The sequence below is a fragment of the Formosa sediminum genome (assembly GCF_007197735.1).
Classification (GTDB): Bacteria; Bacteroidota; Bacteroidia; order Flavobacteriales; family Flavobacteriaceae; genus Formosa; species Formosa sediminum.
On sequence record NZ_CP041637.1, the window covers coordinates 2,258,731 to 2,282,175 of the forward strand.

The 23,445-nt window shown below is 31.3% G+C and carries 13 protein-coding genes; 9 read left to right on the plus strand and 4 right to left on the minus strand.

Features of this window, described 5'->3' with window-relative positions; translation table 11 throughout:
• Positions 1–147: 147 nt before the first annotated feature.
• From FNB79_RS09880 to FNB79_RS09895, 4 genes are all read right to left on the minus strand, one after another.
• Positions 148–1,413 carry a hypothetical protein gene (locus FNB79_RS09880; protein ID WP_143381149.1) on the minus strand — a complete coding sequence of 422 codons (1,266 nt, stop codon included), beginning with the start codon at positions 1,411–1,413 and terminating at the stop codon, positions 148–150.
• Positions 1,414–1,585: 172 nt separating this feature from the next.
• Entirely contained in the window at positions 1,586–2,050 is a 465-nt protein-coding gene (locus FNB79_RS09885) for a hypothetical protein (protein WP_143381150.1), read from the minus strand.
• 288 nt (positions 2,051–2,338) lie between these two features.
• Positions 2,339–3,916: a tetratricopeptide repeat protein gene (locus FNB79_RS09890; protein ID WP_143381151.1), complete on the minus strand. Its 1,578-nt coding sequence runs from the start codon at positions 3,914–3,916 to the stop codon at positions 2,339–2,341.
• Positions 3,917–4,078: 162 nt separating this feature from the next.
• On the minus strand, positions 4,079–4,717 hold the full coding sequence (locus tag FNB79_RS09895; protein WP_143381152.1) for a hypothetical protein: 639 nt from the start codon (positions 4,715–4,717) through the stop codon (positions 4,079–4,081).
• A 1,568-nt stretch (positions 4,718–6,285) separates the two neighbouring features.
• On the opposite strand from FNB79_RS09895, the gene FNB79_RS17510 reads away from it, so the two are divergent.
• The 9 genes from FNB79_RS17510 (at position 6,286) to FNB79_RS09940 (ending at position 23,445) form a co-directional block, all read left to right on the plus strand.
• Positions 6,286–6,498 (plus strand): Arm DNA-binding domain-containing protein, encoded by a 213-nt coding sequence (locus FNB79_RS17510; RefSeq protein WP_143382607.1) that lies wholly within the window; start codon positions 6,286–6,288, stop codon positions 6,496–6,498.
• A 223-nt stretch (positions 6,499–6,721) separates the two neighbouring features.
• Complete coding sequence (locus FNB79_RS09905; protein ID WP_143381153.1) at positions 6,722–9,199, plus strand: carbohydrate-binding protein; 2,478 nt, start codon at positions 6,722–6,724, stop codon at positions 9,197–9,199.
• A gap of 221 nt (positions 9,200–9,420) precedes the next feature.
• On the plus strand, positions 9,421–11,268 hold the full coding sequence (locus FNB79_RS09910) for an arylsulfatase (RefSeq protein WP_143381154.1): 1,848 nt from the start codon (positions 9,421–9,423) through the stop codon (positions 11,266–11,268).
• Positions 11,269–12,082: 814 nt separating this feature from the next.
• Positions 12,083–13,315 carry a glycoside hydrolase family 88 protein gene (locus tag FNB79_RS09915; protein WP_143381155.1) on the plus strand — a complete coding sequence of 411 codons (1,233 nt, stop codon included), beginning with the start codon at positions 12,083–12,085 and terminating at the stop codon, positions 13,313–13,315.
• Between the two features lie 973 nt (positions 13,316–14,288).
• Complete coding sequence (locus tag FNB79_RS09920) at positions 14,289–17,549, plus strand: SusC/RagA family TonB-linked outer membrane protein (RefSeq protein WP_143381156.1); 3,261 nt, start codon at positions 14,289–14,291, stop codon at positions 17,547–17,549.
• A 20-nt stretch (positions 17,550–17,569) separates the two neighbouring features.
• Entirely contained in the window at positions 17,570–19,462 is a 1,893-nt protein-coding gene (locus tag FNB79_RS09925) for a RagB/SusD family nutrient uptake outer membrane protein (protein WP_221932575.1), read from the plus strand.
• Between the two features lie 605 nt (positions 19,463–20,067).
• Positions 20,068–21,174 (plus strand): glycoside hydrolase family protein, encoded by a 1,107-nt coding sequence (locus FNB79_RS09930; RefSeq protein WP_143381157.1) that lies wholly within the window; start codon positions 20,068–20,070, stop codon positions 21,172–21,174.
• A gap of 49 nt (positions 21,175–21,223) precedes the next feature.
• Complete coding sequence (locus tag FNB79_RS09935; RefSeq protein WP_143381158.1) at positions 21,224–22,549, plus strand: sugar porter family MFS transporter; 1,326 nt, start codon at positions 21,224–21,226, stop codon at positions 22,547–22,549.
• Positions 22,550–22,626: 77 nt separating this feature from the next.
• Complete coding sequence (locus tag FNB79_RS09940) at positions 22,627–23,445, plus strand: alpha/beta hydrolase (protein WP_143381159.1); 819 nt, start codon at positions 22,627–22,629, stop codon at positions 23,443–23,445.

Below are 23,445 nucleotides of genomic sequence, written 5' to 3' on the forward strand. Positions count from 1 at the left end.
TTTTTGTGGTATGAAACACAACGTGTTTGTGTATGATTTCGTTGCGTGTTTTAGCAACTAATTTAGCAAATACAAACCGAATAGAAAATCCGCGAGGATTTTCGTAAGTAAACCTGTACTAGCAATGAATTATACACGGTGTTGTGCTTAGTTATTTTCCTTACTTTCTATTATTATTGTTCTTGCTATTTGACTAATTATTTCAATTTCTATTCTTAATTTGTCAATATTCCCAGGTGATGGATTAAAAGGAACTGCTTTAGATTCATCAAAATCAGGATTGGAATGAACAATAGAGCATCTAGTCGAGTATATTCTTTTTGTTAATTCTCCAAAGAAATTTCCTTCCTTTTCAAAATCGATTGCAGGTAATTTTAACGGTTTTACACAATCAAAAGTTAAAGGCTCCGAAAAGTGTTCGATTAATTCTAATTCCTCAATAGATTCCTTTAATTCTTCCCTTCTAATATATTGCTTTAATACTCTTTCAATTTTTACCTTATCATTTGTATGTCGGTCATTTTCTTTTTTGAACAGATTTATTGCAGTCGTTACATATTTATCAGTTTTTATATGAAAATCTGGTTTAAGCAAAATCTTTTTTACTTCTTTAGAAACTAAGTCGTATGCACTTTTGTCTGAGAAATATTCAATAATATGGTAATAACAAATGAATTTAAAAGGTAAAAAATCTACCTTTTCTGCAATATGAAAATATTGAATTAATTCAGGAATATATTTTTTATAAACCAAGTTAAACTTTTCGGAAGGTAATTCATTCTTTTTTCTACGTCTTCTGAAATATCTTCTTAATAGACCATCAATATTTACTGTTTCTAAAGCTATATCATAATTATATTCTATATCAAATAATACAGAATTTATAATACTACGGACGTCATTTATTACTCCATCTGGACTCTCTTTTTTAAAGTTCTCTATCTTTAGAATAGTGGGTCTTCTTCTTGAATATCTAAAAGCGCCTCTAACGAACTTAATAAATTTCGGTAAGGTGTTATCTTCTCCGATTTCTAAAAGAATGTTTAAGTCATTTTTGAAGTAATTCATCCCAATGTTACAGACAACAGCTCTGTTTACATCTTCATCAAACTCGATATTTCTGAATGAAGTTCTGTAAGATATTGTGGTTAAAAGTACTTCAATTGTATTTTCATATTTAATAGCAAGAAAGTCAGTAAAAATAAAAAGTTCTTTTCTTAAAAGGTCCGATATTAAATCAATGTCGTCGTCAGGTTTTAGAACTATTTGAAACTCAGAATTACCTTTAAAACCTGAAACATAAATTCGGTCTTCTTTTTTTATTCCTTCTTCTAAATAATGAAATTGTTCTTCTTTCAATTCAAAAGTCAAATCCTTAAATTCATTCTCTAAAAGTTCTAATTTTTCTTTCATTTAGTTTTTTTGGTAATTAAGCACAACGGTCTTGTGTATGGTTAGTTGCGTGGTTAAGCAACTAAGTTAGCAAACTTTTACGAACCCGAGAAAATTCCACAGGAATTTTCGCAAGTACTGAAGAACCTAGCAATTAATTATACACGGTGTTGCCAGTAGTTTTTTATTCCGTTCAATAGGGTTCAAATTTTGCGTTTTTAGGAAATCCGTGATAATAAACGACTTCTATTTCAAAACCTGTTGCTCCTTTCCAACGTTTAAAATTATTCCATTTCAGGGAGTCTAATATTTTTTCCGAATTAGATAGCACCAATTTATCCAATTCCGATAGTTTTTTATAAGCAATTTGTGAATCCAAATCTTTTGGAATTTCTCCATAAAATAATCGATAAACAGAATTTTTGTCCTTTTTCGTACGCTTATTAATTCCGTTTGAATATAAGCTGTAATAAACAGAATCTGAAACTTTTATTACAATCCGCTTTTTATATTCTTCGTTATTTAAATCCGTTTGCACATAATATTTCACAGTTCCAAAGTCCGTTTTCTGTCGTTTAATCAGTCCTTTGTTAGTCGAACAAGAAACCAAAAAAGCAATTACAACAAAAATTAATATTTTCAGCGGTTTGTTTTTCATTCCGTTTAGTTTTTTTTTCGCCTATTTAATTCAAGAAATGTTTTCAGTTCCGCTTAATTTAATCTTTCATTTAAAATTCAAAAAAAAAATCAAATTCTGTTTATTTTTTGTCGTTTTTCAATTTAAGTTACGATTTTTCTTAAATTACTGGCAACGTGTTTGTATATGGTTTGTTGCGTGGTTAAGCAACTAAGTTAATAAATAAAAATCGAATAGAAAATCCGCGAGGATTTTCGTAAGTAGGCGAGAAGCCAGCAATAAATTATATACGGTGTTGTGTGTAGTACTTTATTTTTCATTAAAAGTCAGTTCTGTAATTTCTTTTTCAAATTCAAAAAAGAATGTCATTTCTTGATTTGAAATCAAGTATCCAAATAGTTTTATATCCCTAAAAGTATATTTGTTTTGTTCATTATAACTGTAAATATTTTTTTTTGGTTTTTTGTAGGTAGCAATAATTGAATTGTTTTTTAAAATTCCAGTTATAGAATGTTTCTCTTCGCCAATTTCCCAAGATATTTCAATAGTGTTATCGTTTTGAGAAACTATTACAGGTCTTTCATTTAAATGCCATTTATTTGAACTTTGAATTTTAATAATTCTCGAAGTAAAGATTGCATTTCCAAAATGATTAAAAAACCTATATTTTTTATTCGCTTTTTTTAATATTTTCTCTTCTAATTCCTTTTCCTCCGTGATTTTAGATTTTATAGAAGAAGTAGCTTTAAATACATTCTCGTGAGGATTTTTAAAATCTTCTGCTTTATTCAAATATTCTTCTGCTTCCTTCACAAAACCAAGATGAATTAATTGATATGCTAAATTCGAAGCAGCTAAACTATTTTTTAATTCAAAAGCCTTTTTATATTGTTCAATGGATTTAATTTCTAAACCAAGATTTTTGTAAGCAACTCCAATATTATTTAATGCATTTTGGTCTTTTGAATTAAAACCTAAAAGCTTTTTATATAATAGAAATCCTAAATCTTTTAAATCCTCTTTAGTTTCGCTATAATTATATGCTGAATCAAATAATAAATAAGTATTGTTAGGTGATAACTCTAGAGCTTTTTGATAAGCTACTGATTCTAATAATTTGTCTTCATTTTTTTTATAATAATTAGCTAATGCTCTATATAAAGTTGTTTTCGGTTGCTTTTCATTAATAGAATCTATGTGTTTTAATATAATTTCTAGAGAATCTTTTTGATTTTCATTTTCCAAATAATATTCCGATATTTTTGAGATGCAATATGATTTTTGTTCATTGTCTGTTGTTATATCTAAAGCTTTACTCGCTAAATCAATAGCTTTTTCATAATTGTTTGCTTCTTTATAAATTAGACTCAGATAATATAAACCAACCGACTTTTGTTCATTGTCATTTTCGATCTCTGATGTATAATTTTCCAATTCATTAAAGGCAGAAGTATCTCCATAGAAATGTCTCCAATAGAAATTTCGAATTATTTCCTCTTTTCTTTTTTTTGAGTTAGTTTCTTTCTCTAATATTTTGTCAAAAAAATCTTTAGCATCTTTGAATTTTCTTTCACGTAATGCTTCGTGATATAAAATATGAATATTGTTTTCTTCTTCTATTTTAGGGATTTCTTCATTATCGTCTTCTACAGACTCTCCTTTAGGTTTTTCTTTTTCTTGATTAATTATTTCATTTTCTTCTTTGTTTTCTTTTCTATGAAGTTCAAATTCTGTGTCGCCTCTTTTAACTCTAACTTGAGTAAAATTGCTTACAAATGACCAAATAGTTTTCCATTTGATTAGGAAAGTTATTATGAAAAAAATAACAAGAAGAAATTTCCATTGACTTCCGATAGTTTTAATTATTTCAATTGTATTATTGTTCATTTAGATGTTATATTTTCGTTTCTATCGGTATTACACACAACGGTTACGTATATGAAATGTTGCGTGTTTGTGTGCGAGGATTTTCCGAAGGAAAATCAGAAGCAAGCAAACAAAGCAACTAACATTGGCTAAGCACAAAATAGCAATTTTTTATATACATTGTTACCACACGTTTTTATTTATTCCGATTAATTTTTTCATCACTTGATTGTATCGGTACATTATTCTAATCTTTTCACGGGTCGGTTCAATGTAGTTGTATTTTATCGCATATTCAACTTCTATTTGTCTATGTATTTCCATAGATTTTTCTGTTGGCCAACAAACAGCTAATCCAAGAAGTTCGCGTTTTCCATTCTTAAAATCCAATTCTGCTTGTTGTTCGCTATACTTATTGTGAAATTCTGGGTTTCCAATTGAATCTCGGTAGACAGATAATTTTTTGTCAGATATCCGAAGTTTTAGAGTGTCTCTAATTTCATTATAGTCAAATTCAAAGTTTTCATTTAGAACTGGTGAATGGTCATTTACCCTTATGAAAATAGAGTCATTAAATACAGTACTAATTTTAAAAAATCCATTTAAGTCAGTTTTGAGTTCTGTTATGCTGTCCTTTTGTAGAATCTTAATTTTATGGTTCCGATTTGTTAGATTTTCTATTGTTTCATCAGGGAATGATTCCAAAACATTCCATTCATTTTCGATTGATTTATAAAATTCCACCTTTCCAACAATTTCTTTTTGCGAGTAAAGACTTTGTTGGAAAATCAAAATGGTCAATATGAAAACGATTTTTCTCAAATGTGTGGTAACTAGTTATATACAAAACATCGTTAACGATTATCTATAAAATATTCCGGATAAACCAATGTTTATGTTGTTAATATAAAAGTACAGATAATATTGTTTTTTTCGTTAATCTTTCTTTTTTTTTAATAGTGAATAATAAATTATTCTCATATAAAGATTTAAATGCTCATATAAAGCTTATGGTATCTACCTAATACTAAAACTCTAAAAAAAAAAATCCTACTACTTTACATATTAGATTATAATACATTTATTAAAAGATAGTGAGGTACAAGGAAGGATTTATTCTAAAAACATATCAATCTATGGATTTGTGGCTTTTCAACCCAATAGTACTCTAATAATCATTCACAAAACTCTTCATCAGCTCATAATTATAAAGACTTATGATTGGTTGGTGAAACTTTACTCGAAAAATGCAAAAATTAGCGGATATTCATTGGTGCCACTTTTAGAAAACCCTAATTAAGAATGGACCGATAGAGAATTATTTATTTACTGTTGGTAATGGGCTGCAGGCGAACAGGAAGAAGCCAAATTCAAGAAGTCGGCGGTTTGATAATAATAGTCAAATGTATTTTATTTTTAACAATCCCTCGTAAACAAACGATGTATCTGCAGAACATCTAGAAGTTATAACATATTTAAGAACATACTATAACCAGTGGTGGGATCAGTTATACTCTTAAGGTGAATGTAGGTTTGCCGAAAGTAGACCCAAAAGATTAACCACTGGTTAAGTATTATTATTGACAGTCAAAAGAAACAGGGATAACAGAATGGTATCCAAAAGTACAAACTAACAAGGTCTTTTAATTTTTAGACTATCTAAGGTATTTTATTACAATATGTGTATAGTTATAAAATCGATGGTTATGAGCTTGTAATAATTTTTATGTAATCTTTTTGAGGTTCTAAAATACAAGGCGTTAATAATAAAGGGAATATGAAACGCTTCAATTGGAATTGATAGAATTAAATGGGAGTAGGAATATTGTGTTAGATTAAGAATTGTAAAATTAATAAATTAGAATTTTATGCTGACCTATTTTTAAGGAAGGCTACAATTGACCAGTGTTTCGTTGCAAGTCCAATAGAGGGAGAATTTGGATTTAAAAACTCTAATTTGAATTTTTTAGCCAAATGATAATTAAATTAAAATAAATTTTATATCAATTTGATTAATTTTGTACTGTGAATGTCAAATATCTATTTTAATATGTCCTATAGCGTGTCCTGTACTCTTTTTATTATTGTAAGTAGCTGTAAATTAATTATTTGTAATAATTGACTGAGTCCTGCCACCCCGACAATTTTGACATATTGTAAACTAAACAAATATTAAACTAATGATTTTCAAGGGTTTAATATTTATTAGTTTCAATTGTTTTCAATTGAAACTAACTATTAATATGTCCTATAGCATGTCCTATTTTTATAGGATAACCTTTCGTAAATTATAGACCATAAGGGACTTATCAGAGATTTGACTTTAACTAAAGTGAAATGTTATGAAAACCACAAAGACATTCAGTGTAACTTCTGTCTAAAAAAGATCCATTAAAAATAATGGTCAAATTCCTATTTATGCCCGTATTTTAGTAAATGGTGTTGGAGCTGATATTAGTCTCCAACATTCAACTTTAGCCTCTAATTGGTGTCATAAATCTTTTAGTGTAAAATCTAGGTTAAAAGAATCTAAGAATATTAATCTTTACCTCAATGAAGTGTATTCAGATTTATTAGAATGTCACAAACAACTTTGTTTGTAAAGGGATTCTCTTATCAGATCAAAATGTTATAATTACATCTTTTTGCTTATGTTATTTCACTATATCAATTTAAATCGTAAAACAATCTATTGGAATTCTGTTTTTTTGGTTTTTAAAAACTTAAATGGGTATTAATTTATAAGTTTTGATGTATAAGTTATAAAAAATAGATTTAAGTTTTTATAGTTTTCAGATTCAAATTATAACTAATTAAAACTTAATCATGAAAAAAACTATCTTATTATTGACTATAATATGCCTCTTAACCGCGGGGTTTTTTAATAGTCTTAAAGCAGAAACAGATGTGTCTGTAAATTTAGAACAAGAACTTAGCTGTGCAGAATCTTATCCAGAATTAATAGCAGTGGATTTCGATGGTTCAGACGATGGAGAATTAGTAACAGAAAATGGTATACTAGAAAATATTGTTGATGGATCTTACATTATGTTTTCCAATATAGATATAAGATGCGCAACTGGAATTACTGTACTAGCGGCTGCACCCAATGATCGCGGATATATAGAAATCAGATTAGGATCAATTTCTGGGCCACTATTAGGTAAAACAGAGGTTATTAATACCGCCGCTTGGTCGCCAATGTCTTATATTAATGCAGATATAGATAGCAGTGAAGTTACAACAGATTCAGAAGATATTTATTTTGTATTTGTGGCTTCTGGAACAAGTAGATATTTGTATAACTTGTACTCGCTTAAATTTAATAATAGTGATTCAGTTCCGACCGATGAAGAAATTACGGTAAGTACATTATCTGAATTACAAAGTGCCGTTTTAGGAGACAACCAACATATTATTTTAGATAATGGAGGGGATAATATTTATAATTTTGAAGACGATTTACCTTCTGTCTTAAGAAAAATTGAAGTATCAGGTTCTAATAATACTATTGATTTAACTGGAGTTTATATAAATGTACCTGTGGGTAGTGTAAGCTCAACATATTTTGTAATCTCAGGGAATAATAACATAATTTTAGGAGGAGAAATAGAAGACACCTATAGAAATGGAATTACAGAAATTACAGATTTTAGTACTTATAATCAAGATCGTGATAATCTAGCACATGGTTTAGGCGGTGATGCTGTTGTAACTATTACAGGAGAAGGTAATTTAGTAGATGGTTTAAAACTAACCACCCGTGGTTCGTTCCCATATGGCTATGGAAGTATATATGGTATTGGTGCAGAAAATGAATTCGGATTAGATAAACGTTGTGGAATTCTTATAAATGGTAAAAAAAATAGCCTGGATAATGTAGTGCTTCATCAAAGAGCATTTGGTCATGGTATTTTTATGCAAGGTGATGCAGACGAAACTGTAATTACTAACACGCAAGTTGATGGTCGAGTACGTTTGGGAGCAGAGTTTTATGAAGAAACAGAGCCTTACGATTTACCGTTTTTATCTGACTATTTAGAGCCTTTTTATGATGATAAACCTATCGACAAAACAGAGATGCATTCGCTTTGTGAAGATGGTATAAGAATGTATAATATTCCGGGGAGTGTAACGATTGAGAACTGTACGGTAGACCAAATGCGCGGAGGTATTCGATTATATCTTGGAGGTCAGGCAACCGTAAATAACGTAACGTCTACTAACTGTGGGAGCTCTAACTACAACCTTCCAGGGAATGTGGGAACTATTACAAATTCATTTGGAAATTTTGCCTATGCACCATTATCTGATTTTGCTTTAGACCGAAATGGTTATAATGCAGAATGGACTATTATACCTTCTCCACATGCTACAGGTCCTCATAATTTAATGGATGTAAATGGAAATAATCATAAGCTTATTTTTCATAGAATCGAAGGCCCAACAGACACTAATCTTTCTCGTGAAATTGTAGTTACAGGTACTGGTTCTACAATTATAAATGAAACTGAATATACAATTAGACTTAAATCTACCTCTAGTGAAAATACTATATTTAGTTGTGGTGAAGGACAAATAATAGATGAAGGCTTTAATAATACGACTACACGTTTTGAAAATTGTGAAGATATTGTAATCGAAGATACAGAATGTGAAGTTGTTGAAACTTTTTCTAAAATTGAAGCTGAAGATTTTTGTGAACAATACGGCGTGGAAATAGAAACAAATGCCGAACAAGAGCTAGGTAATATAGGTTATATAGGTAATGGAGATTGGGTTATGTTTAAAAATGTAGATTTTGGTACCGGAGCTTTAAGTGTAACAGCTAGTATTGCTGGTCAGCGTAGTGGAAATATAGAGTTTAGATTAGGAAGTATTACAGGAACTTTAATAGGTACAATTCCTGTAGTAAGTACAGGTGGTTGGCAAACTTGGAATTCGTTTTCAACCAATTTAGAAGGAGCTACTGGGGTTCAAGATCTCTATTTAGTTTTTACAAGTACTGAGTCTGGTAGTTTGTTTAACCTAGATTATTTTCAGTTCTACACAACCTTAGGTATAAATGATATTTTAGAATCGGAAATTAATATGCATCCAAATCCAGTAAAAGATGTACTTTATATTAAAAGTGACATAAATGCTAAAGTAAATATTTTTGACAGTTTAGGGAATTTAATTATTTCTAAAAAATTATCTAGTGACCAATCTACAATAGATACTTCATATCTAAATTCAGGGGTTTATATTGTAAGATTAGAAAAAGATAATGGAGTACAGTTTAAAAAGCTTATTAAACATTAATTAAGATTAATATCTAAAATTTATATAATAAACTTTAAATTTAAACGAGTTGTCTAAAAAGATCACTCGTTTTTTTATTGTGATACTAAAATTTACACTATAACCAGCATATTTCAGCTAAAAGGGATAATAAATTATAAGATATGAATTATAATATATAGCCTTTGTATCTATAATTTTCGAACTTGTACAGTGATTAAATGAAATTAAAATAAAAGTAAATGAAAGTTTATATAAGTTTTGTCTCCTTGTTATGTTTATTATGTATTATAGTATCATGCGAAAAAGATTGGAAAAAAGTAGATAAAGGAACCAAGATACAAAAAAGCAAACCTAACGTAATTTTAATTTTGGTAGACGATCAGGGATATGGTGATATAGCAGCTTTAGGTAATCCGTACATACAGACACCACATATTGATGCGCTTCATGATACTAGTGCACGATTTACAGATTATCATGTAAATCCTACTTGTGCACCAACAAGAGCAGCTTTATTAACTGGGCATAATGCTAATAGAGCAGGAGTTTGGCATACCGTAAATGGCCGTTCTATACTTTTAGAGCGTGAAACTACGGCAGCACAAATTATGAAAGCCAATGGCTATGCAACCGGAATTTTTGGAAAATGGCATTTGGGCGATAATTATCCATCACGTCCCCAAGACAAAGGTTTTGAAGAAGTACTTATCCATGGTGGAGGTGGTATAGAGCAAACTATGGATTATTGGGATAATGATTATTTTAATGATACTTACCATCATAACGGAAAACTAGAAAAATTTGAAGGATTCTGTACAGACATTTGGTTTGAGCAGGCCATGAAATTTATGGCAGAAAATAAAGCGAAGAACAAACCCTTCTTTTGTTATTTACCTACTAATGCCGCACACACACCGTATTTTGTAGCCGATAAATATTCAAATCCGTATAAGGATAACGAGAATATCCCGAGTGCAGCATTTTATGGTTTGATTGCGAATGTCGATGAAAATATTGGTAAGCTTACCGAGTATTTAAAGACTAGCGGATTAATGGATAATACCATTTTAGTGTTTATGACCGATAATGGGACTTCTGCAGGGGCAAAAATCCCGAAGACAGATCACCGTTTAGATGGTTTTGTAACCAAAGGATTTAATGCGGGAATGCGTGGTATTAAAGCAAGTAAATACGAAGGCGGCCACCGTGTGCCATTATTTATTCATTGGAAAGATGGAGGTATAACCGTAGGCAAAGATATTGATGCTTTAACAGCACATTACGATGTGTTACCTACCTTAGTTGATTTGTGTGATTTAGAAGTTAATGATTCTATTACATTTGATGGTCAAAGTTTAATACCTTTAATAGAGGGCGACGATTCTAATTTTAAAGATCGGATTGTAATTACAAATTCACAACGTGTTGATGTGCCTGAACCTTGGAGAAGAACGTCGTTAATGCAAGGTAAATGGCGTTTAATTGATGGTACAGAATTATACGATTTATCTACAGATCCTGAGCAACGTACCAATATTGCAGACCAATATCCAGAAAAAATGGCTAAATTTAAAGAGGCTTACGATGCCTGGTGGGCAGATTTATTACCAGGATATAACGATCTTCCACGTATTTATATTGGCAATGAAGCTGAAAATCCAACAACATTATACTGTCACGATTGGCACACACAAAAAGAGGCAAGTCCATGGCATCAGCGCCATATTCGTTCCGGATACATGGATAATGGTTATTGGTTGGTAAAAGTTGCGGAAACCGGAACTTATAATTTAAAATTACGTCGTTGGCCAAAAGAAACAAAGTTAGCCTTAGGTGCCGAAGCAGATATACGCCCAGAACTTCCGGGTACCAGCGTTAGTGCATCAAAAAAAGGACAGGCTTTAAATATTAAAAAGGCTCGAATTAAAATTCAAGATCAAGAAGCTCAAAAAACGGTTGATGCTACTCATGAATATGTTGAATTTACAGTGGATTTAAAAGCGGGAGAAACCCAACTTCAAACTTGGTTTACTCTAGAAAATAATAAAGAGTTAGGAGCGTATTATGTTACCGTTGAAAAACTATAAGACCTAAATTTATTGAATATTTAAAGTTGAATTTTTATCGTTAATTTAAATTCAATAAATATGTATTATACAGAACTATAAATATTAATAGTATTTATAGTTCTTTTTTTTTACAATTTAAATTAAAATCTGTTCAGCTAACATGATCATAAACTTAGAAAAACTAATGAGTTTTACAATTATGTTTAGATCTTATAATCATCTAAAATTTTATCGACGTTTCAAGACCATCGTAAACTTCAAAATAATCTGTTATTCTAACGATAATAGGTTTTTGTAGACATTAAAACTTGATTCAGCACAAATTATAATAAGATGTCTTACTAAATGTTATTCCTCAAATTAACACATATTAAAATATATATGTTGTTGTAAGGGAATGATTAAAAATACTATGGTTGAAAAAAAGATATAATAAGATGTCTAAAAACGACATAGGTTTAATCAATCTAAAAGTAAATAATAATTATATAGACTTAGATCGTTTTAAAATTTCAATGTAAAAAATATCAGTTTTCAATCTTTTATAAATCTATTTAATACATATAAAATCGCTTTACAATGGGAGTAGTAGAAGTGTTAATTCTTACGGTCTAAAATAAAATAGTATTCAATTTTGAAGTTTATAACAAATAAATCCTAAAACCCTTATAAATAGTAGGTTTTAGCAAGTAAATGGGTTTTAATTTATTAAAATTGGCTCATATTTTATATTAAAAGAGGGTAGAGCACTTTATTATTGTAATGTTAATTGTAGCAAATATTTAAAAGTTACAGATAGCAAAGATTAAAAGTTAATAACAAATTAAAACATATGAATTTACTAAAAGGAACATTTGTAGCTTGTCTTTGTGCTGCCACGTTAATTGGGTGCGATTCAAAAAAGAAAGAGGCACCGGTTTCTTCTCAAGCAGCAGAAGAAATTATTAATACAGATCATGTATTAGATTTAAGCGTAACTAAGGTGAAAACAGCATTAGCTTCTTTAAAAGAATCCGACAGTTTCCCAAGAAATATAACTCCAGGTCAAAAAGATTGGAATTTAGTAGGTGTGAGAGATTGGTGTTCTGGATTTTGGCCAGGTGTATTGTGGTATGCATATGAACATTCTAAAGACCCACAAATAAAAGCCGGTGCAGAACGCTTTACAGCTCCGTTAAAAGAGATAGCATATACGCCAGCAGATAACCATGATATTGGTTTTATGGTATATTGTAGTTATGGAAATGGATATCGCTTAACAGGAAATGAAGAGTATAAAAAAATTATGCTTGCAGCTGCAGATACCTTAGCAACATTATATAATCCTAAAGTAGGAACAATTTTATCTTGGCCAGAACAGGTTCACAAACTAGGATATAACACGATTATAGATAACATGATGAATCTAGAATTGCTGTTTTGGGCTGCTAAAAACGGTGGAGATAAAAAACTATACGATATTGCTGTAAGTCACGCAAATAAGTCTATGCAAAATTTAGTTAGACCAGATTATTCAATTTATCACGTGTCTTTGTATGATGAAGAGACGGGAGAATTTAAAAAAGGGATAACACATCAAGGTTATGCAGACGAGTCTATGTGGGCTAGAGGTCAAGGTTGGGGAATTTATGGTTTTGCCATGTCTTATAGAGAAACTAATAAACCAGAATATTTAGAAACTGCAGTGAAATTAGCAGATCATTTCTTAGAACGTTTACCAGAAGATGGTATTCCATATTGGGATTTTGACGATCCAAATATTCCAAATGCTCCCAAAGACGCCTCTGCAGCTTCATTAGCCGCTTGTGGTTTATTAGAATTATCAGACCAGCTTAAAGACCAAGAGTTAAAAGATAAATATATTAATGCAGCAATAACATTAATGGATCGTTTAGAATCAGATATGTATTTTAGTGCAGATACAAATCAGGCACTATTACTACATTCTATAGGACACTTTCCTAACGGTTCAGAGATAGATGTACCAATAATTTATGCAGATTATTACTTTATGGAAGCTTTATTGAGGTTAAAAAAAGGTAAATATAATTTAGCACAACATTAATTTAGTTTTTGTTTTTTTTGTAAATCATGAGATGATGATTTAGAGATTTGTTATCTCGTTTATTTTAACCCTTTTAGGATTGGTTCTAAAAGGGTTTTTTTGTTTGCTACTTAGCATTTAAAATTTTATTGCTGTTTTATAAATATAATACATGTATGCAGTCATGATAATAAGTTATTTAAGTAAAGAATTGATTTATGTAAAGTACATAACTAACCACAAAACCTTTATACTAATTATGTTGAGGTGTGAAACTAAGCTTAATATTAATGCGATATTAAGCTTATGCAGATCATAAGTAATAATTAATACTTATTAATGTCTTCTTGTAAACTAGAGCATAGTCTATAAATATTATTCATAGTAATATAGAGTTATCAATTAGATATCCATATTGTTTTTTCTAGAGATACTAAATGTTTGAAATCTGGTTGTGTTTTGTTTTAAGTTTTAACATGTAAAAACGCGTAATTTTTTATGTTTTGTAATTCATAGAAGTTTGTCTTTTTATTTAGATGTAAAAACGTGTTTGGTTAATTTATTAATAAAATTAACCCTTTATAAAAAGGATTTAAATATTAATTATGTGTTAAATTTGAGAATAATTTAAAAATATTAAGTAAAAAAACAGGTGTAATGTGAAATTCTTATGAGTATCAGTTTATATCCGTATTTATACTTAAAAATGGGTGATAAGTTAGATAGATAGAATCATGATTTAGACTATAAATGAGTCATTATTTATAAAATTGTTAAGAGAAACACCAAATAAATTGTTAACATTTTTTTATGGTGTTTTTACAAACAGTATTAACATAAAACTATCAATTATGACTAAAAAAAAATTATTAAAACAGCATCTTAAACCAAATGGTGTTTTTCAGAAAAAAGAAAATTTTAATGCGTGTTTAATGTTTAAAAATTGACCTTTCCAAACAACCAAGTAAAATTAGTATAACAAACAAAGTAATTTATGTATAACAATTATAATTTTAAAAAGTCTTCAATAAAGCCAATAGCAATACTGGTTTTATTGCTATGCTTATCTATTAATAGCGGATTATACGCTATAAATGATTCGTTTAAATTAGCAAATGAAGCAACAACAAGCGTACAAAATCTTACTATAACAGGAACAGTAACTGCAGCAGAAGATGGCATGCCTTTAGCAGGTGTAAATGTTATTTTAAAAGATGTACAAGGGGTAGGGACGGTAACAGATTTTGATGGAAATTATTCTTTAGAAGTGCCATCAACAACTTCAGTGTTAATATTTAGTTCTATTGGTTACATTACTCAAGAAATTTCTGTATCAGGAAGAACAGAAATAAATATCGCGTTAGATACAAATATTAGTGAACTTGAAGAAGTTATTGTTGTAGGTTTCGGTACTCAGAAAAAAGCAACACTTACAGGATCTGTGGCACAAGTAAAAGGAGATGATGTTGTTAAAGGTAAAGGTACTTCTAGTGCAGTTTTAGCTTTACAAGGAGAGGTTCCTGGTGTAGTTGTAACGCGTACATCTTCGCGTCCAGGTGTAGAGGGTACATCTGTTAATATTCGTGGAGATATCTCTGTAAATAGTATTAGTCCGCTTATTTTATTAGATGGTGTAGAAATTTCACAAAGTGACTTAGCAGCAATTAATGCCAACGATATTGAAACTTATTCTGTATTAAAGGATGCATCAGCTGCAATTTTTGGTACAAAGGCAGCAGGTGGTGTTATTTTAGTAACTACTAAAAAAGGTAAAGAAGGGAAAATGAAAATTAGTTATAAAGGTGAAACACAATTAAATTTTGCAAAAGATTTCCCTGTTGCTAATATGAAAGAATGGGCAGATGCTTGGTTAGTAGCAGGACGAAATGATGCAATAAATTTTGTAGATGGCGATGGAAATCAACAAACAGCAGCAACAAGTTTTAGGTTCTTTACAGAGGAAGAGTTTATGATGATATCTAATGGAACTATGCCTTTGGCACCAGAATCTTATTATTGGTTAGGTAAAGATATGTATTTTTCTGATACGAGCCAGTTTGATGCTGTATATGGTACAACCATCACAGAACGTCATGATTTTTCTTTGTCTGGAGGTAATGAAAATGCAACTTATAGAACATCTTTTGGATATGCAAACGAACGTTCTCCAATATCTTTTGTGTACGACGGACAAAAACGTTATAACTTCCGTACAAATGTGTCGTATAAAGTAAACGACTTAGTTAAAACAGATTTCAATATATCATATAATAGTGATATTATCGATACTCCAACTCAAGGTGTTGGGTATGGTATTCAAGACATGAATATTTTTCCTTTATATAACCCTCAAGGACAATTTTACGATAATTTTGGAGGAAATAATCCTTTAGCTTATTTAAGCGAAGGCGGACGTGTTAAAGACCGAACTAATATATTTCGTTTAGGAGGTAAAATTACACTAGACTTAGAAAAATATGTAGAAGGATTAAATTTCTCTTATTTTGGAAACATATCCTTAACAGATAACAGAAAAAATAAAACATGGAAACCAATAACAATGTACGATTGGGATGGTAACGTAACAAGTACACCTACGACATTAACTAATTCTAAATTAGAAGTTACCGAGGTAGATTATGTATTCCAAAACCATATATTTCAATTAAATTATAACCGTTCTTTCGGAAATCATAATTTAGGAGTCATGGCTGGGTATACTGCAGAATTAACAGAAACAGAAAAATACTTTATGTCTCGTTCTAATTTAGTAGATGAAACTTTAAACGATTTAAATGCATTTGATGTAACTACCCAAACAAATAGTGGAGGAAGTAATAATGTTGGTTTAGTTTCCTTTTTAGGTAAAATAAATTACGATTATAACGGTATCTATTTATTAGAGGTCTTAGGGCGTCGTGATGGATCTTCTCGTTTACACCCAGATTACAGATGGAAGAATTTTTATGGAGCTTCTGCTGGTGTAGTATTTTCTGAAATGTCTTTTATGGAAGATAGCTCTATTAATTTATTAAAATTACGAGCTTCTTATGGAGAAACAGGATCTGTAACAGGTATAAGTGCATACGATTATTATTCAAGTATTGGTACTGGTACTGTATTATTTGGTAGTACGCCGCAATTGGCAGCAACATCTTATATTGATGGATTATCTTCTTTAGACCGTACTTGGGAGCGTGTATCTACAACTAACTTCGCAGTGGATTTTGGTATATTAAATAATAGATTAACGGGTACTGCAGAATATTTTATTCGTAAAAATGACGATATGTTAGTTAACATTACATATCCAGACATCTTAGGTCCTACAGCTCCAAAAACAAATAGTGGTAATTTTGAAACTACAGGGTATGAATTGTCAGTAAACTGGAGAGATCGTATAGGAGACGATTTTACTTACCGTATTGGTCTTGCCTTCTGGGATAATCAAAGTGAAGTTACAAAAATGGAAGGTAAAACAACGATTAGTTTAGGTACGAATGAAATTATAGAAGGTAAACCTTTAAATGCTATTTATGCATATAAAACAGATGGTTTGTTGACTACAGAAGACCAAGTGTTAAATTATTATAATCAAGTTGGATTTGAAGATCCTTCAACTCAAACCATGAAGGATGGTACGAAATTACCAAATTATAGAAGTGCAGATCGTTTAGTCCCAGGAACTGTAAATCGTATAGATGTAAGTGGAGATGGTCTTATTAATGAAGATGATTTAGTATATGTAGGAGATGCTAATCCACATAAAAGTTTTGGTATTAATTTAGGATTTACATACAAAAGCTTTGATTTTAGTGCATTCTTCCAAGGGGTTGCAGATGTAAATATTGTTAGAAGTGGTTCGCTATCTTATCCATTTATGCAATGGTGGACAAACCAAAACCCAATTTTTACTAATAAAACTTGGACAGCAGAAAATTCTAATTCAAGTAGACCAGCAGCGTTTGTTAATGGTTCAAGAAAAACTTGGAATTATGGAGATTTAAATGATATGAATGTTATTAAAGCAGCTTATTTAAGAGCAAAAGCAATATCTGTAGGATATACATTGCCAAAAGATGTTTTAGATAGAGCAGGAATGGATAAAATTCGTTTGTCTTTAACAGGAAACGATTTGTTTACAATTTCAAATATAAGTGATGGATTAGATCCTGAATTTGGAGAAGGAACAAGACAAGGTAACATGATACCTTTTTCTTCAGCATTGATCTTCGGACTTGAACTAGCATTTTAATTAATTTTAATTTAAAGAATATGAAAAATATACATTATAATATAAAAAAAATAGGGATAGCTGCTGTAATCTCTATATTCATGTTTACTGGGTGTTCAGATTACTTAGATCAAGAACCTTTAGACTCAGTAACAGAAGCAGTGTATTTTAAAAATGCAGAACAGTTTGAAACAGCTGCAAATTATTTTTATCGTGCTTCTCTAGGGTATGATGCAGGAGATGAATCTTCAGATTTATCAGGAAACCTCGATACATCACCGTCTTATGGACAAGGTCAATCCATTATACCAACAGAAGATGATGTTTGGTCAAATAATTATAATCAATTAAGAGAACCAAATCAACTCATTGAAAAAGCAGCAGAATACGAAGGCGATCAGTCAGAAATTGCTGGATCTGTTGCAACAGCTTATTTTTTTAGAGCTTGGTGTCATTTTAATTTATTACAACGTTTTGGAGGTGTACCAATAGTTACACGTTCTTTAGATGTAGATTATGAAGAGTTATACGCCCCTAGAAATAGTCGCTACGAAGTGATATATCAAATTCTTAGTGATTTAGATGTTGCTATAGCAGACCTACCTACAGAAAATAGTATTACTGATTCTGAAAAAGGAAAACTTTCAACAGAAGCGGCTAGAGCATTTAAAGCACGTGTGTTATTATATGAAGCAACTTGGGAAAAATATGTAGGTACAGCTACAGATGGAGACGGTGTTAATACTGGTGCAGGATCTAATAAGCCTGCAGGATACCCAAGTGTAGACGAGTTGTTTTCTGAAGCTAAAGCACAATCTCTAGCTGTAATTAATAGCGGTGCTTATGAATTGTGGGATTATCGTGAACAATTGGGAGATAGAAATTTATATTACTTATTTAATTTAGAAGATGGCGGCTCTAATCCTGCGGGCTTATCTAAAGCAAATAATAAAGAGTATATCATTCAAACGGTTTACGATTATACATTAAGAAAAATAAATCAAAATTTAACACACTCTAAAACACATACACCATCTCGTAAATTAATGGATATGTACCTATGTACAGATGGTTTACCAGTACAACACTCCTCAGTATTTGAAGGTTATGATACCATGACTTCAGAATTCCGTAATCGTGATTATCGTTTAACAAGTTTTGTTCGTGAACCTTTAAAAGAATACTGGGGTTGGGGAAATAGTGTAGAAGGCGGAGGTGCACAATATGGTGTAGATTTCGCAGATGCAGGTACTAATTATGATTATAGATATGTGCCAGAATTAACAAGTCCAGGAGCTGGCCGTAATATAGGTTATCAGGGGGTTAAGTTTACTACAGAGTATATTTTAAGAGAAACTAGAGACGAATCGTTTAATTACCCATATTTACGTTATGCAGAAGTGTTATTAACTTATGCTGAAGCAACTGTAGAGTTGGGAGGAGGTACTATTTCTGATGCAGATTTAAATATGTCAATCAATAAAATTAGAGAGCGTTCTAATGTAGCGCCTTTAACTAATGCTTTAATTGCTCCTTTTTCAGATTTAACCATGTTGGGAGAAATACGTAGAGAGCGTGCTATCGAATTATTTGGTGAAAATCAACGGTTCAATGATTTAAAACGTTGGGGGATTGCAGAAGAGGAGTTAGGTCATGTCGTAGCTACTACATATGTAGACGGAACAGAGTTTGAAACGGCTGAAAACCCTAAAAATCCAGGATCTCAAATTTATATAGCTAGTGCATTCTCTTACGGAACAACATCTAAAGAACAATCTGTATCTAGTTATTCAGGTATTGCAACAACTAAACCAGGTGCATTAATTCTAGATATCGAAGGAAATAGAAACTTTTCTATAGATAATTATCTAGATCCAATAGGGTCCGATCAAATCAGATTAAATCCAGAGTTATTACAAAACCCTGGATGGTAAAAGTGTTCTTATAATTTTAGTACTATTTATATCTAACTTAAAAAGCAGTTGCGATTCTATCGTAGCTGCTTTTTAAATTATGGTTAGATAATCTTAAATGGGAAGAGATAAAATTTTTTAATATAAGAAAAGAGTACTAAACTCCCTTTTATTTTTATAATCTCTAACAGAGCTATTAAATCAAGTTGCCCTATAAATTAGACTAGAGTCAATCTTAAAAGTATATAGGCATTAACAACATTCTCCATGTAAAAAGGACTCTGTCATTTTAGTGTTTTCTGTAATCTAAAATTATGTATAACTCTATATACTTTACCCATAAAATATAATTGATGCTTAAATGTGAAAATATTCAAAAACTACGTAATCACTAGTAAAAAACATTAAAAATGGTTGCTGTGTTATAGTAAATGAACGATAATTTATTCAAGAAAAACAAAACAACAATTAGATTGCAGTAGTTATTGTTTATTAAGTCTTAAGAACGTAGTTAATTCTTAAGATGTGTTAGAATTGGTTTAAAATTCATCCAAGGCGATAAAAAATCAAATTGGATGAATTTTTTAAACACCTAAAAACTCTAAAATAATAGTTCAATTTAATATATGAAAATACTAAGAACATATATCTTATTTATAATTGTATCTATGTGTACTTATGTATTGCATGCACAAAATGTAATAAGCAAAAATCTTGGACAAGCACCCGTTGATGGCGGTTTCCAAATGGAAGACTATTGGGTTTGGGGTAGCTCGGTAATTAAGGGGGACGATGGCATCTATCATATGTATGCATCGCGTTGTCCAAAATTTTTACCTTTCCATCCTGGTTGGATGATTGCTTCAGAAATTGTACATGCCACGTCTAAAACTCCAGAAGGGCCATATACATTTCAAGATGTCGCACTTAAAGCCCGTGGTACTCAATATTGGGATGGACGTTCTACTCACAATCCTAAAATTGTTAAATACAACGACACCTATATTTTATATTATATGGGGTCTACACATCCTTTCGAGGGTGTAACTTCAGAAAATGTAAATGCATTCGATTTAAAAAGTAAATGGTGTATCGCAGCGCGTTGGGGAAAACGTATCGGGATGGCGACGTCTAAAAGTCCTAATGGTCCATGGACACGTTTAGAGGCGCCGATACTAGATGTTAAACCCAATTCCTTCTATAGCTTTTTAACGTCTAATCCGTCACCTTTAATTAAAGCAGACGGTTCTGTAGTTTTACTTTTTAAAGGTCGCGATTATAAAGCAGATGGCATCACTAATGCCGATATGAGTATAGGCGTAGCAACAGCTCCGTCTTACAACGGGCCTTACACAGTTAAGGGAGACAAACCTTTGTTTTCTCTAGAACATTTTGGAGAGGTAGAAGACCCACATATGTGGAGCGATACTACCGGATTTCATATGGTTGCTAAAGATCAGCGTGGGGCAATTACAGGAGGTGCTGGCGATGGACTTTTAGCGCACTCTAAGGATGGTATCCATTGGGAAGTTGATAAAAACTCGAAAGCCTATACTAAAACAGTTACTTGGGATAACGGAAAAACCATAAAGCAAGGACAATTAGAGCGTCCGTTTGTATTAGTAGAAGATGGTGAGCCAACACATATCTTTTTTGCAACTATGGATGGTCCTGGCGGGTTTGGAAATGGAACAAAAACTTGGAATATGGTAATTCCTATAAATAAAAACTAATTTAAACACTAACTAAAAGGCTGTAGGCCTGACTTTATACTTAAACACAATGAACAAAAAAATAATATTATGGTCTATAACCGCAGCACTTGCCGGATTCTTATTCGGGTTTGATGTGGTTGTAATTTCTGGAGCAGATAAAAAATTACAAGCCTTATGGGGCTCGTCTGAAGCGTTTCATGGCGCTGTAGTTATGGGTATGGCACTTTGGGGAACTGTAGTTGGTGCTATTTTTGGAGGGTTTCCAACGAATAAATACGGCCGTAAAAATACGTTAATTGTCATCGGATTATTGTTTGCCATTTCGGCTATAGGGTCTGCCTTGTCTAACGACCCCTATGTGTTTGCTTTTATGCGTTTTATAGGCGGATTAGGGGTTGGTGCTTCTACAATTGCTGCTCCTGCTTATATTTCTGAAATTGCTCCAGCTAAAGAACGCGGACGTTTAGTGGCGATGTATCAATTCAATATTGTATTTGGTATTATGATTGCTTATTTATCAAACTACTTATTAAGTGATATAGGCGAAAATGCTTGGCGATGGATGTTAGGTGTAGAAGCCATTCCTGCAATTTTATATATTTTATTTGCTTTAAAATTACCAAAAAGTCCACGTTGGTTATTATCTCAATCTCGAGAAGCAGAGGCAAGAGAGGTATTACAACTCATAGACCCAGATGCAGATATTAATGCACAAGTTCTGGAGTTTAACTCACATTCTGAAAGTAGTGATAAAACCGAAACTATTTTTATTAAAAAATATAGATTTCCATTACTGCTAGCTTTCTTTATTGCATTTTTTAATCAGTTTTCAGGAATTAATGCGGTGTTATATTATGCGCCAAGAATTTTTGAAGCAGCAGGATTAGGAGAAAGTTCTGCTTTATTAAATAGTATAGGTTTAGGGGTAACAAATCTAATTTTCACATTATTAGGGGTATTCTTAATTGATAAATTAGGTCGAAAAACATTAATGTATATCGGGTCTTTAGGATATATTATTTCGTTAAGTCTTCTAGCAGCTGCCTTTTTATTAGAATGGTCAGGAATGGCTGTACCTTTTTTCTTATTTTTATTTATAGCAGCACATGCCGTTGGTCAAGGGGCTGTTATATGGGTGTTTGTTTCAGAAATTTTTCCAAATCATCTCCGAGCATCTGGTCAAGCCTTCGGAAGTTCTGTACACTGGATTTTGGCCGCACTTATCCCTTCATTATTCCCTTTCTTATTAAAATTAGTTGGAGGCGGTGCTGTGTTTCTTGTGTTTGCTGTAATGATGCTTTTCCAATTATTATTTGTAGCGTTTATGATGCCAGAAACTAAAGGGAAAACACTAGAAGAGGTTGAAGATATCATGCTAAAAAAGAAAATATAATTGGTGGTATTAAACTGATTCAGCATTAAAAATAAGATTCAAATCAGAATAATTATTGAATAGTCAAGTTCATAAAAATGCATAAAAAACTAATTCATATCCTTTTAATATTTCTGTCTTGCAATGTCTTTGCATTTCGGGTAGATACACTTGTGGTTTTTAGTGCATCAATGAATAAGGATATAAAAAATGTAGTCATTACACCCGATAACTATTCTAAACAGGGTGCGGCATATCATGTTGTATACTTATTACATGGGGCTGGAGGAAACCATACATCATGGTTAGGTAAAGCTCCAGCCATTAGAACCTATGCAGATATGTATAACATGATTATGGTTTGCCCAGATGCCGATAAAACCAGTTGGTATTTGGACAGTCCGATAGATTCTAAAATGAAATACGAAACTTATATCTCGAAAGAATTAGTTTCAAAAATAGATGCAACTTATAATACCGTAGCATCTAAAACAGGTCGAGCAATTACAGGATATAGTATGGGCGGTCATGGCGCGTTGTATTTAGCTTTTAAGCATCAAGATGTTTGGGGAGCAACAGCGAGTATGAGTGGCGGAGTAGATTTAAGACCGTTTCCTAATAATTGGGATATTTCAAAACGTTTAGGAACTTATGCGGAGTATCCAGAACATTGGGAAAATAATTCTGTGATTAACCTGACACACTTATTAACAGCTAAAGACCTTAAAATACTATTTGATTGTGGCGTAGACGATTTTTTTTACGATGCTAATGTAAGACTTCATAAAAAACTATTAGAGCGTAATATTCCTCATGATTATATAGAGCGTCCAGGCGGACATACCAATGCGTATTGGAGTAATTCCATAAAATATCATTTAGTGTTTTTTAATGATTTTTTTAAATCAGCAAAATAA